This window comes from Comamonas testosteroni ATCC 11996 (assembly GCF_000241525.1).
GTDB classification, from domain to species: Bacteria; Pseudomonadota; Gammaproteobacteria; order Burkholderiales; family Burkholderiaceae_C; genus Comamonas; species Comamonas testosteroni.
This window is the reverse complement of record NZ_AHIL01000026.1, coordinates 108,546-121,522: the sequence shown is the minus strand read 5'-3', so window position 1 is coordinate 121,522 and position 12,977 is coordinate 108,546. Positions and strand designations below refer to the sequence as shown.

The 12,977-nt window shown below is 60.2% G+C and carries 16 protein-coding genes; 14 read left to right on the top strand and 2 right to left on the bottom strand.

The genetic code is table 11. The annotated features are described in order from the left end of the window. The first annotated feature begins 2 nt into the window (after positions 1-2). From CTATCC11996_RS10180 to adk, 5 genes are all read left to right on the top strand, one after another. The gene (locus CTATCC11996_RS10180; RefSeq protein WP_003075748.1) at positions 3-1,412 is read left to right on the top strand and encodes a GntP family permease; all 1,410 of its coding nucleotides are present in this window, start codon (positions 3-5) and stop codon (positions 1,410-1,412) included. A 95-nt stretch (positions 1,413-1,507) separates the two neighbouring features. After that, a complete protein-coding gene (lpxK, locus tag CTATCC11996_RS10175; protein ID WP_003075746.1) occupies positions 1,508-2,551 on the top strand; it encodes a tetraacyldisaccharide 4'-kinase in 1,044 nt (347 codons plus the stop codon). A gap of 97 nt (positions 2,552-2,648) precedes the next feature. After that, complete coding sequence (locus tag CTATCC11996_RS10170; protein WP_003054006.1) at positions 2,649-2,840, top strand: Trm112 family protein; 192 nt, start codon at positions 2,649-2,651, stop codon at positions 2,838-2,840. Positions 2,841-2,843: 3 nt separating this feature from the next. Next, positions 2,844-3,620 carry a 3-deoxy-manno-octulosonate cytidylyltransferase gene (gene kdsB / locus CTATCC11996_RS10165; protein WP_003075745.1) on the top strand — a complete coding sequence of 259 codons (777 nt, stop codon included), beginning with the start codon at positions 2,844-2,846 and terminating at the stop codon, positions 3,618-3,620. A gap of 389 nt (positions 3,621-4,009) precedes the next feature. Continuing rightward, positions 4,010-4,666, top strand: a complete 657-nt coding sequence (gene adk, locus CTATCC11996_RS10160) for an adenylate kinase (RefSeq protein WP_003062884.1) — start codon at positions 4,010-4,012, stop codon at positions 4,664-4,666. 276 nt (positions 4,667-4,942) lie between these two features. Here adk and CTATCC11996_RS10155 read toward each other — a convergent pair whose 3' ends face one another. Further along, complete coding sequence (locus tag CTATCC11996_RS10155; protein WP_003075743.1) at positions 4,943-5,926, bottom strand: asparaginase; 984 nt, start codon at positions 5,924-5,926, stop codon at positions 4,943-4,945. A gap of 82 nt (positions 5,927-6,008) precedes the next feature. Here CTATCC11996_RS10155 and lexA point away from each other — a divergent pair, with 82 nt between their 5' ends. The 4 genes from lexA to CTATCC11996_RS10135 all read left to right on the top strand — a co-directional run bounded on the left by lexA (position 6,009) and on the right by CTATCC11996_RS10135 (position 8,544). Then, a complete protein-coding gene (lexA, locus tag CTATCC11996_RS10150; protein ID WP_003075740.1) occupies positions 6,009-6,680 on the top strand; it encodes a transcriptional repressor LexA in 672 nt (223 codons plus the stop codon). Between the two features lie 170 nt (positions 6,681-6,850). Continuing rightward, positions 6,851-7,273, top strand: coding sequence for a hypothetical protein (locus CTATCC11996_RS10145; protein ID WP_003075739.1), 423 nt, complete (start codon positions 6,851-6,853; stop codon positions 7,271-7,273). A 419-nt stretch (positions 7,274-7,692) separates the two neighbouring features. After that, entirely contained in the window at positions 7,693-7,938 is a 246-nt protein-coding gene (locus tag CTATCC11996_RS10140) for a hypothetical protein (RefSeq protein WP_003075737.1), read from the top strand. Between the two features lie 144 nt (positions 7,939-8,082). After that, complete coding sequence (locus CTATCC11996_RS10135; RefSeq protein ID WP_003075736.1) at positions 8,083-8,544, top strand: universal stress protein; 462 nt, start codon at positions 8,083-8,085, stop codon at positions 8,542-8,544. Positions 8,545-8,850: 306 nt separating this feature from the next. On the opposite strand, the gene CTATCC11996_RS10130 is transcribed toward CTATCC11996_RS10135, so the two are convergent. Further along, positions 8,851-9,177: a hypothetical protein gene (locus CTATCC11996_RS10130; protein ID WP_003075735.1), complete on the bottom strand. Its 327-nt coding sequence runs from the start codon at positions 9,175-9,177 to the stop codon at positions 8,851-8,853. A gap of 1,056 nt (positions 9,178-10,233) precedes the next feature. On the opposite strand from CTATCC11996_RS10130, the gene CTATCC11996_RS10125 reads away from it, so the two are divergent. The 5 genes from CTATCC11996_RS10125 to CTATCC11996_RS10105 all read left to right on the top strand — a co-directional run bounded on the left by CTATCC11996_RS10125 (position 10,234) and on the right by CTATCC11996_RS10105 (position 12,901). After that, positions 10,234-10,542 (top strand): hypothetical protein, encoded by a 309-nt coding sequence (locus tag CTATCC11996_RS10125; protein WP_003053988.1) that lies wholly within the window; start codon positions 10,234-10,236, stop codon positions 10,540-10,542. 95 nt (positions 10,543-10,637) lie between these two features. Next, a complete protein-coding gene (locus CTATCC11996_RS10120) occupies positions 10,638-11,042 on the top strand; it encodes a hypothetical protein (RefSeq protein WP_003062872.1) in 405 nt (134 codons plus the stop codon). 84 nt (positions 11,043-11,126) lie between these two features. Next, positions 11,127-11,768 (top strand): FABP family protein, encoded by a 642-nt coding sequence (locus CTATCC11996_RS10115; protein WP_003075734.1) that lies wholly within the window; start codon positions 11,127-11,129, stop codon positions 11,766-11,768. Positions 11,769-11,932: 164 nt separating this feature from the next. Next, on the top strand, positions 11,933-12,214 hold the full coding sequence (locus CTATCC11996_RS24605; RefSeq protein ID WP_003075733.1) for a hypothetical protein: 282 nt from the start codon (positions 11,933-11,935) through the stop codon (positions 12,212-12,214). Between the two features lie 234 nt (positions 12,215-12,448). After that, on the top strand, positions 12,449-12,901 hold the full coding sequence (locus CTATCC11996_RS10105) for a universal stress protein (RefSeq protein WP_003075732.1): 453 nt from the start codon (positions 12,449-12,451) through the stop codon (positions 12,899-12,901). The last annotated feature ends 76 nt before the right edge of the window (positions 12,902-12,977 follow it).

Sequence of the window (12,977 nt, the reverse complement as noted above, 5' to 3'; positions counted from 1 at the left end):
ATGTGATCAGCATTTTGGGCATCGTTCTTTCACTCGGTCTACTCATCACTTTGGCCTATCGCGGCGTCAGCGTGCTGCTGCTGGCGCCACTGACAGCCTTGCTGGCTGTAGCCTTCGGTGCACCGTGGCTGATGCTGGCCAGCTACACCCAGATCTTCATGGTCAGCCTTGGCGGCTTTGTCATCGCCTACTTTCCGCTGTTCTTGCTGGGCGCGGTCTTCGGCAAGCTCATGGAAGCCTCGGGGGCGGCTCACATCATTGCCCAGGGCATTGCGGCAGCACTGGGCGAGCGGCGCGCCATACTCGCCGTGGTGCTGGCCTGTGCCGTTCTCACCTACGGCGGCGTTTCCTTGTTTGTCGTGGCCTTTGCGGTATATCCCATCGCCCAGGCACTTTTTAGGCGTGCCGACATCCCGCGCCGCCTCATGCCGGCCACGATTGCGCTGGGAGCCTTTACCTTCACCATGACGGCGCTGCCCGGCACGCCGGCCATCCAGAACGCGATTCCCATGCCCTATTTCGGCACCACACCATTTGCCGCACCGGGACTGGGCCTGATCGCCGCAGCCGTGATGCTGATGCTCGGCCTGTGGTGGCTGCACTGCCGCAGCGCGCAGGCGCGCTCCAGAGGCGAAGGCTTTACCGCCGAGGATGAAGCCCAGCAGCCGGCAGACGAACTTGCTCCAGCGGCAGAGGCCGCCCCCAGCCACCTGGAGCTGGCCAAGGCCTTGCTGCCTGTTGCCGTGGTGATCGCTCTGAACTACCTTTTATCGGTGCATGTGCTTGCAGGTCTGGACACGCGCTATCTGGCCGAAGCCCGTTTCGGCGCCACCAGCATCGAGGCGCTGCGCGGCATCTGGGCCGTGATTGCGGCCCTGACCGCGGCAATCTGCCTGCTGGTCGCCCTGTGGTGGAGCCGCCTGCCACAGCTCAAGCAACTGCTCGACGAAGGCGCCAGCGCCTCGGCCCTGCCGCTGCTGAACACTGCCTCCCAGGTCGGTTATGGTGCGGTCATCGCCTCGCTGGCAGGCTTCACGCTGATACGCGATGCGGTGCTCAACATCTACCCGGACAACCCACTGATCTCGATGTCGATCGCCATCAACATTCTGGCCGGCATTACCGGCTCGGCCTCGGGCGGCATGAGCATTGCTCTGCAGACCCTGGGCAGCACCTGGCTGCAGATGGGCGAGGCTGCAGGCCTGTCGCCCCAGCTGCTGCACCGCGTCACGGCCGTCGCCACGGGCGGACTGGACACCTTGCCGCACAACGGCGCCGTCATCACTCTGCTGGGCATCTGCAGGCTCACGCATCGCCAGTCCTATCTGGACATTGCCATGGTGGCCATAGTCCCTGCCGTCGCTGCCCTTGCCGTCATCGTGGCGCTGGGCAGTCTGTTTGGCAGCTTTTGACCCCAAGCTCCCGGGGTCAGGGCACAGGTATTTGCCCATCACGCAGGCCCGTTGGCTGCAGGAACTCCGGCCGCGCCCGTATGATCCGAACCCCTATGCCTCAAAACACCGTCCAAGCATCCTCCTCGCAACATGGCTTGCGCGCACTCTGGCGCCAGCGTGGTGCGGGTGCCTGGCTGCTGTGGCCGCTATCGCTACTCTATGGGGTGCTGCAGGCCTGGAACGCCAGGCGCATGCGCAGCCGCCAGCAAAGCACGGGTCTGCCAGTCATCGTCGTCGGCAACGTGATTGCAGGCGGCGCAGGCAAGACCCCCGTGACTCTGGCCGTGGTGGCCCACCTCAAGGCCAGGGGCTGGCAGCCGGCCATCATCTCGCGTGGTTATGGCCGCAGGATCGAGAACGGGCAGGATTGCCGCGAGGCCCTGCCGGACAGCCCCGCCAGCGAAGTCGGCGACGAGCCAGCCCTGCTGGCCCGCAGCACCGGCGTACCGGTCTTTGTCGCCTCCAGGCGTCTGGAGGCGGCGCAAGCGCTTCGCCAACGCTACCCGCAGGTCGATGTGATCGTGAGCGACGACGGCCTGCAACATCTGGCCCTGGCACGCGATGTGGAGTTGTGCGTCTTCAATGATGAAGGGGTCGGAAACGGTTTTCTGCTGCCCGCAGGCCCGTTGCGCGAGCCCTGGCCCCGCCCGGTGACGGCGACACTGCATGCCGGCCAGCCGCCCAGGCCGCTGGGCACTTCCCCCGCATTCGCGCTGCAGCGCAGCCTGGCCGACGCCGCCTGCAACGGCCATGGCCAGAGCATCCCGCTGCACAGCCTTGCCGCTCGGAGCCCGGAGGCTGTGGCCGCCGTGGCACGCCCCGAGTCCTTTTTTGCCATGCTGGCCGCCAAGGGAATCACTCCGGCAGCGACCCAGGCCTTGCCCGATCACTATGATTTCGAGAGCTTCTCGCGCAAGCTGGGAAATGACAAGCCCTTGATTTGCACCGAAAAAGACGCCGTCAAGCTCTGGCGCAGGCATCCCGAAGCCTGGGCCGTGCCACTTAAGCTGCAGCTGCCGCAGGCCTTCTGGGAACTGCTGGATGCGCAGCTGGCCAAGGCCAACGCCAATATTCGCCGCGATGGCAAGCCAGCCTGACTATCATTGAGCCTATGGATCGGCCTCGGCTGATCACCCCTTTTTTACAGCGCCAGCCCCCTGCTGGCGCCCTCATCCCGTTTTGCAGGAATATCCCATGGACGCCAAACTTCTCGAACTGCTGGTCTGCCCCGTCACCAAGGGCCCGCTGCGCTTTGACCGCGAGCATCAGGAGCTGATCAGCCACAGCGCGCGTCTGGCCTACCCCGTGCGCGACGGCATCCCGGTGCTGCTGGAAAACGAAGCCCGCACCCTGTCCGACGACGAGCTGGAAGAAGAAAAGCAATAAGTCATGAGCTATACGGTACTGATCCCGGCCCGTCTGTCCTCGACCCGTCTGCCCGGCAAGCCGCTGGCCGATATTGCCGGCTTGCCGATGGTGGTGCGCGTGGCCCAGCGCGCGGCTGTGGCCGGCGCAGCCCGCTGCGTGGTGGCTGCCGACGACGAGAGCATTGTGGCGGCCTGCGCAGAGCATGGCGTCCAGGCCATTCTGACGCGCAAGGATCATCCAAGCGGCAGCGACCGTCTGGCCGAAGCCTGTGCGCAACTGGGCCTGTCCGGCGACGAGGTGGTCGTCAATGTGCAAGGCGACGAGCCGCTGATCGACCCCAAGCTCATCGAAGCCGTGGCACAACTGCTGCTGGCCCGCCCCGAAGCCAGCATGGGCACGGCGGCTCATCCTATCGAGAGTCTGACGGACTACCGCAACCCGAATGTGGTGAAGGTGGTCTGTGGCGCCAAGGGTCTGGCCAGCTATTTCAGCCGCGCGCCCATCCCTTTCTCGCGCGACCACGGCGATGAAGCCTGGTGGCAGACGGCGGCCCCCAAGGCCGGTCACACAGGTTTCACACCGCTGCGCCATATTGGCATCTATAGCTACAAGGCCGGTTTTCTGCGCGAGTTCCCACAACTGGCACCCGCGCCGACCGAAGCCATGGAGCAGCTGGAGCAGTTGCGCGCCCTCTGGCACGGCCACCGCATTGCCGTGCATATCACGCCCGATGCACCGGGTGCCGGCGTCGACACGCCCGAAGACCTTGAGCGCGTGCGCGCTGTTTTTGCTGTTTGAGAAAAAGACCTGCGCACCTTGGCGACACCGGTGCGCAGGCTGTCTTCTTCCAGGGATGCTCCCGCATCAAGCCGGCAGCAGCCCCGCCGGCCAGAGCAGCCCAAAGGGCCCTGGGCCAGTCCAGGAAAGCGCTGATCGCTATACTTTCCGCATAGTCCAAATAGCATATGTAACGGTTTCGGCACTTGGATTACAACTACAGCAATCGCGTTTGCAGCGGATCCATGCCTTCAATTGGCCGCACTTGTGACAGCCTTGACTGAATTGTGTAAGCCTGTGTTGGTCTTGTGCGTGCTATCCTTGCCCGCGAAAAAATACGGCCCGGGGACTACGGACGACCACCCGTCTGCCTGGGCCAGCAAGAATTTCTACTCTCCTCAAGGATTTCCATGAAACTGATTTTGTTGGGTGCACCCGGCGCCGGCAAAGGCACTCAGGCGGCCTTCATTTGCCAAAAGTACGGTATCCCTCAAATCTCCACGGGCGACATGCTGCGCGCCGCCGTCAAGGCTGGCACCCCTCTGGGTCTGCAAGCCAAGGCCGTGATGGACGCCGGCCAACTGGTCAGCGACGATCTGATCATCAACCTGGTCAAGGAACGCATTGCTCAGCCCGACTGTGCCAAGGGTTTCCTGTTTGACGGCTTCCCCCGCACCATCCCCCAGGCCGACGCCATGAAGGCCGCCGGCGTGAAACTGGACTATGTGCTGGAAATCGACGTGCCCTTCGACGCCATCATCGAACGCATGAGCGGCCGCCGCAGCCACCCTGCCTCTGGCCGCACCTACCACGTCAAGTTCAACCCTCCCAAGGTGGAAGGCAAGGACGACGTGACCGGTGAAGACCTGGTGCAGCGCGAAGACGACAAGGAAGAAACCGTCAAGAAGCGCCTGGACGTCTACAGCAGCCAGACACGTCCTCTGGTGGACTACTACAGCAACTGGGCCAAGGCCGATGCAGCAGCGGCCCCCAAGTACCGCGCCATCAGCGGCACAGGTAGCGTTGAAGAAATCACCGAACGCGCTCTGGCCGCTCTGGCTTCCTGATCGCCCTGATCACTCGCTCATGGAGCCTTGCCGACTTTTCGCGGCCAGGCATCTCTGGGCAAAAAAGGCCGGTGTCCTCACCGGCCTTTTTTGTTCTTGAAGCTCGTGCTCCCGCCCTTCCGGCCGACATCAGTCCGGTGCGAAAAAGCTGTACCGAGGATGGCGTTGGAGCCATCAATATTCATAGCTGCCTGCGCCTACACTCATTGGATTTCAAACCAAAACAGCATAGATACTCTGTATCAATAAAGGCCAGAAGCTCTCATAATAAGAGCATCAACCCAATGCGCGAGGCCAGCCCATCAGCTCCAGCATCAGGCTGATTCGGGCCTTGGCCGCCGGCAGGCTGCTCACACGGCCATCCAGCGCTCCCTCGGCCTGCACCACCTGTCCCTCCTCGCACCGGGTCGTGATGCGCAAAGCCATGCCCTGCGCCTGCGCCCAGTCCAGGGCTGGCCCCAATGCCTGATGGACCGTCCCATTGCCCGTGCCCACCACCACCACGGCACGCACGCCTGCCGCATGCCAGGCCTGCATCACCGCCAGCGCCACTGCACTGTTGCAGCCCGCATGACTGTGCAGCAGCTCCACCTGGGGCCATTGACCTGCGGGCGGTAAAGCGATCGCAGGCGAGCCAGCCGCAGCAGCCCCAGGCAGTCCGCCCGTAGCCCAGCGCAGCAGCCCCTCTTCCACCCAGCCCTGCGGACCGGCGCCGCTGCCATCGAAGGCATCCACACGGTAGGGATGCACCTTGCGCACCTGGCGTGCGCTGAACACCCGGCCCGCCACCACGGCAAGCACACCGCGACCAGCAGCCTGCGTATCGGCCGCACAGGCCACGGCATCGCGCAGATTGCCCGGACCGTCGGCCGAGATGGCTGTGGCCGGGCGCATGGCACATGTCAGCACCACGGGCTTTGCCGGGCGCAGAACGCATTGCAGGAACCAGGCGGTTTCCTCCAGGGTGTCGGTGCCGTGGGTGATGACAATGCCGCTCACATCATCTCGCGCGAGCAGCTCGGCACAGCGCAGCGCCAGTGCATGCCAGGTCGCGTGATCCATATCCTTGCTGTCCAGCTGCGCCAGCTGCTCCGCCTGCAGAGAGGCACCAGCAACGCGCTCCAGGTCCGGCACGGCCTGCAACAGCTGAGCCACGCCCAGTTGGGCCGCACGATAGCCCACGCTGGCGCCAGCCTGCTCGGCGACACCTGCAATCGTGCCGCCCGTGCCCAGGATGACGATATTTTTGTCACGTTCCACTTGCAGTCCTCTTCAAACTGATTAAAAATACAGGTACTGGATGAACACACAGTATTCATCATCGATCGATCAAGGAATGCCCATGGACCACCCCAAGCTCACTCCCCGCCAGCAGCAGATTCTGGACCTCATCCAGTCCACCATCGCTCGCACGGGTGCGCCCCCTACCCGGGCCGAGATTGCCAGTACCTTTGGCTTCAAGTCGGCCAATGCTGCAGAAGAGCATTTGCAGGCACTGGCCCGCAAGGGCGTCATAGACCTGGTCAGCGGCACATCGCGCGGCATTCGCCTGCGCGCCGATACCGTGCGCAACATCAATGCGGCACGCGGCGCCAGCTTTGCGCTGCCGCTGACGGCCCTGGCACCGCTGGTGCTTCCCCTGGTCGGCCGCGTCGCTGCCGGCTCGCCTATTTTGGCCCAGGAACATATCGATCAAAGCTATTCGGTCGAGCCCAGCCTGTTTGCCGCCAAGCCCGACTACCTGCTCAAAGTGCGTGGCATGTCCATGCGTGATGCGGGCATCATGGACGGCGACCTGCTGGCGGTACAGGCTACGCATGAAGCGCGCAACGGCCAGATTGTGGTGGCCCGCCTCGGTGATGACGTTACCGTCAAGCGCTTCAAGCGCACTCCTCAGGGTATCGAGCTGCTGCCCGAGAACCCCGACTACAAGATCATTCACGTCGATCCTGAAGAACCATTCGCCATCGAAGGCCTGGCTGTAGGCCTTATCCGCAACAGCATGTTCATGTAACGGGCAGACGACCCCTCCTCCGTCTATGCAGCGGAGGCACCGAGCCTCTTCCCCTCTCAAGCCCAGGTGGTAGGCGCGAAGCCGTTGAGCCTCGCCCTGGGCGGAGCTTTGCCGAAAGAATGCAATCCTGCCCTTATCCATGCCGCCAGGTCATCAAAAGGAGTTGCCAAATGGGATTCGCCACATCACTGCAGGTTTTGACACGCCTGACTATGAAGAGCCTGCATGCCACGCTGTCGCTCAACCCGAACTTCAGCTCCGATGACACAAGCGAAACCGCTGCAGAGCACGTGTCCTTCACTACCAATCGTCCAAAGGCGAAGCAGATCGGCATCCCTGTCATGCGCGCCAACCGCGGCCGCAGTCGCCTCGGCAGCAATACGCTTCGTCCTCAGGCCTTTGCCGCGATCCCAGAGCTGCAATCGCCAATAACCGACCAGTCGATGCAAGCTGCCTCTCCACGGCTTCTCAAAATCGTGCAGCGAGAACCACGCAAGCAGCCCGAATGCCTGCTGATCTGCGGACGCATGGCCGATGTCTGCGCCGCGCTGGAGCGTATGGCACTCCATGAGCAAACAGCCCCGCAAGTCTGAAAGCACAGTGAGGTTTGACTGCCTGCATTGATGCGGCCCCGAGCCCGACCCGCGCTAGGCCCGCAGGCGATGCAACAAAGCTTCCATATGCATCCGACAGAAAGCCATCTCAACGCTCTTGATCCATCGGCTGGCAGATATGGTGCCAGACAACTCTACCCACAGTGCATAGGCGAAAAACTCGATATCGTCAGTGCGGACCCTCTGCATTTGCGCCGAACGATCTGGATCGCCATGTAAATTTTTTGCCAATGTTCTGCCTGGGCCTGTCAGCCGGAACGCATTTCGCACAAGCCTCGCAGTCCGCAGAACTCCTTGTCAGGCGCGAATATCCGTCAGAACGGATACCCGGATCAGGGTATTGCGGCACCTCTTCGACAGTGGAAACATTCATATACACATGTCAACGAGGGCGTCCTATGAGTGCCTACCGCAAGCTCTTGCAGCACATACAGGCCAAAGACGCCAATGGAGACCTGCGCCTGATTCTGGTCTATCAGAGTTTTGATGAGATCGACATGCCGCATGGAGTCTCCATACGTCCATCTTCCATTTACTTTGAAACTGCCGATCACCAGGAGGTCAACTGGCTCAATCCACAGCAGTTCGAGATAGAGGCCACTGGCGAAATCCTCAATCGCGTTCCCTCTTCGCCCGAGGAATGAGACAACTCGACGCGACCGCCCCTCGTTACAGAGTCTTACCTCCTATCTACAACTGTGCCGCATTCAAGAACTAGGCATTGCGCGGCTCGAAATATTGGAATAAATTGAATCTCAGGCACATCTTCCGGCATCAGGAGGCTGAACATGTTCAAGCACCTGCTCATTCCCACCGATGGCACCAAACTGTCAGAGGCTGCCGTGCGTGCTGGCGTTCTGCTTGCGCGTGAGCAAGGCGCCAAGGTGACCGGCCTTTATGTCATGCCCGACTACCGCGCCATCATCTACGGCGCAGACGCACTGTTGACTTACAACAGCGCAGAGTTCGAGCGAAGTGCCAACAGCGATGCAGATGCGGCTTTGCAGTTCGTTGACCAGATTGCCAGACCTGAAGGCGTACCCTGCAACTTTGTGCGGGTCACCCACGCCTCTGTTTACCAAGCCATTGTTAAGCAGGCGCAGGAATTGCAATGCGACCTGATTTGCATGGCTTCACACGGTCGCAAAGGTATCGGCGGAATTTTGCTGGGCAGCGAAACCCAGCGCGTCCTGACCCACAGCCATGTCCCGGTGCTGGTACACCGGCCCGCTTCCACCGGCAAACATTAAGGAGCCAGAAATATCGAATAGCAGTCCTGCATGTCGCACGCTTGCCTCGATACAAGATGGGCTCAAGCGACTTGCAAGTCATGGCTGCAATATGCAGGCCAGCCAATCAGGAGTTGCTGGCCGCACCCGATGGGGCAACCTGTCAACCGTTCAAACGCGTCAGCAACAGTGCAAGAGCGATAAACGGCGATTGAGGCCAAAGTAGCGCCTCAGCCAACTATTCAAATGCATTGACTGTGTGAGCTGCAGAACCGGATCGAGAGGACCCCGAAACTTGCCCGCCTTGCGCGGGCATTTTTTTGGCTGCTAGGCACATCGCTCCGATACTTCTCCCAATCGCTCACGATGCCCAGGCAAGGTGAACAGAATCTGGAGATTCTGCGAGTCCATTTGCTGCACGACGATGGAGCCGTCTTCGTGCAGATAGATCCGCACAGTGTGTGCATCATCCAGATCCCAGTGTGCAACGCTCGTATTCACCCCCCGCCAGCCATGCTCTTCGCACAGCCGACGCCGGCGCAAGGCCTTCAAAAATTCCTGCGAAGCACCAAGCTCTGCATTGGTTTGCACCCAGCTGTCGATCACCAGCTCATAAGCCATCTGCTGCGTATGGCAAGGCTTGGCCAGCTTCATATGCCTGATCCAGGCATCTAGACGGGAGGCAAAAGTGTATTGCAGGTGGTGGGACATGGGCTTTTTTAATTCAGTAGGGCTCCGGGCTAGATCGCCACTTGCACATCAAAATCAGAATTTTCCTACGCCCAATTTACCGAAAAGTGCAGCAGAAACAAAATCTACATCACCAATAGGTTCAGGGTTTAACACTGCTTGATGACTGGCCTGAGAGACACTGGCAGAGCGAGACTGGCCAGAGCCAGGATGAACCCTGAGCCTGCAAGGTGGCATATCTCAAGGATTTGATAAGCTGGCTTTTGGACGCTTGCCAGCTGCTCAGCCACCACACCTTCCGGTGATCTCGGCGAAACAGCACCCATCAAAAAAGTATTTGGCTATATGCAGATGCTCTTTGTGCGTACTTTGCAGGCCAACCTGGTGCCATTCGGAGTGGTTCCATCGACCACGCAGACTTCTGCGCCCCGCGCCTTTGGTTGCCCTGGCCTCACAGATTGAGGGGCTGGGCAGGCCGGCGCATGGCTCATGATTGAGCTCCCCCATGTGGCCCAGATCAACCTGCATGAGACTCGAAAGCAGCAGTACGAAAACAGCGCTGCCCGCAAGAGCGCTCCCCACTCTGCGAAGTATCCCGGGAGCACCTACCGATGACTTGCTTGTTGGAATTCCGGCAAGCTATTCAGCCATCCTTTCAATGACCCAAGCCTCGAACATCGTTATCCTGAAACTCAATGTACCCATCTAAAGATTGCCTTCATCAGGCAACTTCTTCGCTCAAACCCACGCCCGCTCAGGATAGATTTCATTAAAAAAATCTATCTTTTCACTCAGTTACTTAGCACGGCTACTTCATCAAGAAAAGATGACAGCGGCACCGGCAAAGCACCTCCTCAGCGCTTCAAAGAAGCTCACACATCAGATCTGGTCTATCCATTAACGCGATCTGTAAGTGCCTACATACTTCCTTACATCCGCTTGATACAACATCAGTCAAATGCAATGAAATGTCAGCTCGCAGGTCCTGCGGCAAGTCGTTGAGCAACAGGGAGTGTCGTCATGAGAAAAGTTAATCCTGCCGCCAAAAACGCGAACCGCGCTTTTGTCCGTCTGCACACGTATGTGACCAAGCAATTCGACTGGGATCTCTTCACCAAGGACTACCGGGTAGTCCTGCACACAGACGAGGACGGAGGCGTCACGCTCTACATCGTCAAGGTCTTCGACAAGGATGGACAGCCTGCCGCACTAGGACCAAAGATCCCTAACCAGATTACGTTCTCTTACCGTCAGGCTCCCATCATGTCGGTATGGACAGAGTTCTTTAACGACGGCAAATTCAGTTGGCGCAATGTCTCCTGCCGCTAGGGTGCGGCGGTGGGGGATGGTGGCTTGGCTGTCGGCATAGACACCCACCGCTGCGCCAGGAGCGCCATCCTGTCCAACACATTCAGGAGAGTTGCATGACCCGCTTCCAACCGATGCTTGCAACTGCTGCCCTGCTCAGTCTCATGACGCTACATCTCAGCAGCAGCTCCATGGCACAGGCCGCCTTTACAACCCCGGGCGGCTACACCAACTCCTACAGCGGCCAGATCACGGGCAACGGTATCGTGCAATACGGGCTCGAAACGCGGCCCTTCCAGCGCATGACCGTCACGCTCAACACCAACAACCCGTCCAGCCAGATGAACGTCTTCAAGGACGGCTCTGCCCAGCCTCTATGCCAAGGCTCGGCCAACAACAACATCTGCACCTTCCGCATCGAGCGTGGTGCCAGCTATCGCGTGCTGATCTTCCTCACGCGTGAAGCCGCCCAGCGCGGCGAAAGTGCACGCTTTACGCTCACCACCGAAGAAAGCACCTGACAGCTTGACTGCCGTCAAGAGCCCCTCAGTCCATGGCTTGTAAACTGGCTTCAACAGATTCAAAGTGAAAGCCCGTTACACGATATGGAAAACTTTCCCAAAGACATCTACACCGAGCCCACGCCCGATGTGAATACTCTGGCCAACCTCGGCCCCCTGACCGGCATGGCCGGCATCTGGACCGGCAAGCGCGGCCTGGATATCAATCCCAAGGCTGACGGGCCTGAAAAGCAGGCCTTTATCGAGCACATGGAATGCCAGCCCATCGACGCGCAAACCAACGGGCCACAGCTCTTCTACGGCCTGCGCTACCACACACGCATCGTCAAGCCTGACGATGCGGAAACCTTTCACGACCAGGTCGGTTACTGGCTGTGGGAGCCTGCCACCGGCAACATCATCCAGACCCTGACCATCCCGCGCGGACAGACCGCCATGGCCACGGGCAAGGCCACGGCCGACGCCACCAGCTTCACTCTCAGGGCAGAGCGCGGCTCCACCGTCAACGGCATCTCCAGCAACCCATTTCTGGAACACGCCTTCAGAACCGACGCCTATACCATCACCGTCACCAAGCACTCGGACGGCACCTGGTCGTACGAGCAGGAAACCACATTGACCATCCCTGGTCAGAGCGAGCCTTTTGCCCACACCGACCGCAACACCTTGCACAAGATTGGCGAGCCCACTCCCAACCCCACGGCAAGGGCCGCAGTTGAAATCTGATTGGCGCCATCAAAGGACTCCACGCCCCGGCCGAATTCACTGGTTCCACAGGGCGCACACTCCCCGATTACTGCATCGTCCGTAATGGCCTTACGCATGCTGGCCATGGACCTTGCGGGAAAGAAGGCGCTTGCCTTCAAACTGGCCTGTATGAATGCCTTTCAATGCATGAAGGCCATTCCCAGCAGGCTGCCGACACTCAGCGCATGGCGCAGGCCTTCAATCTGGTCGCGAAGGCTGCTGTCTGGGCGCACCGCAGTGCGTTTACGACCTTTGATACAGAGCGATGCCGACCAATGAGCGCACAGCAGCCACCTGCCGAAACTGAATTACGCCGCCCTTCTACCCATGCACAGCCGATTGCGACGGACCTGATGCCGGCCTCCTTCGGCAACCTGCCGTGGCGCATTGCCGACGTTGGAATCATCGGCGCGGCCGATGCCTGACTCAACGCGCCCAGCGCCGCGAATAGTCTGCTTTTGATAGCCTCTAACGCTTTATGGATAAGGGCTTGAAGCAGCATTTACCTGCACCTTCATGGATTTGATTTCCATCAAGAAACCGTCTGAATACTCATTTCAAGGTGTTGCATTAGCAGCCCTGGAGTGTGAGTATGAGTTTGCTGATAGGTCGAATTGATTTGGCAACAAGACGCGCACCAATGCGCAAGGAGGCTGGATATGTTCAAGCACATTTTGATTCCTACGGACGGCTCGAAGCTCTCTGAGGCCGCGCTGCGCGCGGGCATACAGCTGGCGAGGGAACAAGGCGCACAGGTGACGGTGCTGTATGTGATGCCGGATTACGCAGCCATGATTTACGGAGCAGAGGCGCTGATCGCCTACAACTCCGCCGAGTTCGACAAGAGCGCCCAGAAGGAAGCAGATCAGGTATTGCACGCAGCCCTGGAAATTGCCAAGACCGAGGGCGTGGCCTGCCAGACGGTGCGAGTAACGAATATCTCCATCAATCAGGCCATCATCAAGCAGGCGCAGGAGGGTAACTGCGACCTGATCTGCATGGCATCACACGGCCGCAAGGGCATTGCCGGCATTTTGCTGGGCAGCGAGACCCAGCGCGTACTGGTCAACAGCAGCATTCCGGTTCTGGTGCACCGCCCGGTTCAAGCCTGATCGGCTGCAGCGCAGTCACGACCCGGCCGCTCTCATCATGCAAGCAACGCCCCATCGCCCTCGTGCGGTGGGGCGC

Coding starts and splice junctions, on each gene's coding strand:
- CTATCC11996_RS10135 (WP_003075736.1), top strand. CDS start 8,083: ATGTTCAAGCACCTGCTCATTCCCACCGATGGCACCAAACTGTCAGAG.
- CTATCC11996_RS10105 (WP_003075732.1), top strand. CDS start 12,449: ATGTTCAAGCACATTTTGATTCCTACGGACGGCTCGAAGCTCTCTGAG.
- CTATCC11996_RS10120 (WP_003062872.1), top strand. CDS start 10,638: ATGACCCGCTTCCAACCGATGCTTGCAACTGCTGCCCTGCTCAGTCTC.
- kdsB (WP_003075745.1), top strand. CDS start 2,844: ATGAGCTATACGGTACTGATCCCGGCCCGTCTGTCCTCGACCCGTCTG.
- CTATCC11996_RS10115 (WP_003075734.1), top strand. CDS start 11,127: ATGGAAAACTTTCCCAAAGACATCTACACCGAGCCCACGCCCGATGTG.
- CTATCC11996_RS24605 (WP_003075733.1), top strand. CDS start 11,933: ATGCATGAAGGCCATTCCCAGCAGGCTGCCGACACTCAGCGCATGGCG.
- lpxK (WP_003075746.1), top strand. CDS start 1,508: ATGCCTCAAAACACCGTCCAAGCATCCTCCTCGCAACATGGCTTGCGC.
- CTATCC11996_RS10125 (WP_003053988.1), top strand. CDS start 10,234: ATGAGAAAAGTTAATCCTGCCGCCAAAAACGCGAACCGCGCTTTTGTC.
- CTATCC11996_RS10170 (WP_003054006.1), top strand. CDS start 2,649: ATGGACGCCAAACTTCTCGAACTGCTGGTCTGCCCCGTCACCAAGGGC.
- CTATCC11996_RS10145 (WP_003075739.1), top strand. CDS start 6,851: ATGGGATTCGCCACATCACTGCAGGTTTTGACACGCCTGACTATGAAG.
- CTATCC11996_RS10140 (WP_003075737.1), top strand. CDS start 7,693: ATGAGTGCCTACCGCAAGCTCTTGCAGCACATACAGGCCAAAGACGCC.
- CTATCC11996_RS10130 (WP_003075735.1), bottom strand. CDS start 9,177: ATGAAGCTGGCCAAGCCTTGCCATACGCAGCAGATGGCTTATGAGCTG.
- adk (WP_003062884.1), top strand. CDS start 4,010: ATGAAACTGATTTTGTTGGGTGCACCCGGCGCCGGCAAAGGCACTCAG.
- lexA (WP_003075740.1), top strand. CDS start 6,009: ATGGACCACCCCAAGCTCACTCCCCGCCAGCAGCAGATTCTGGACCTC.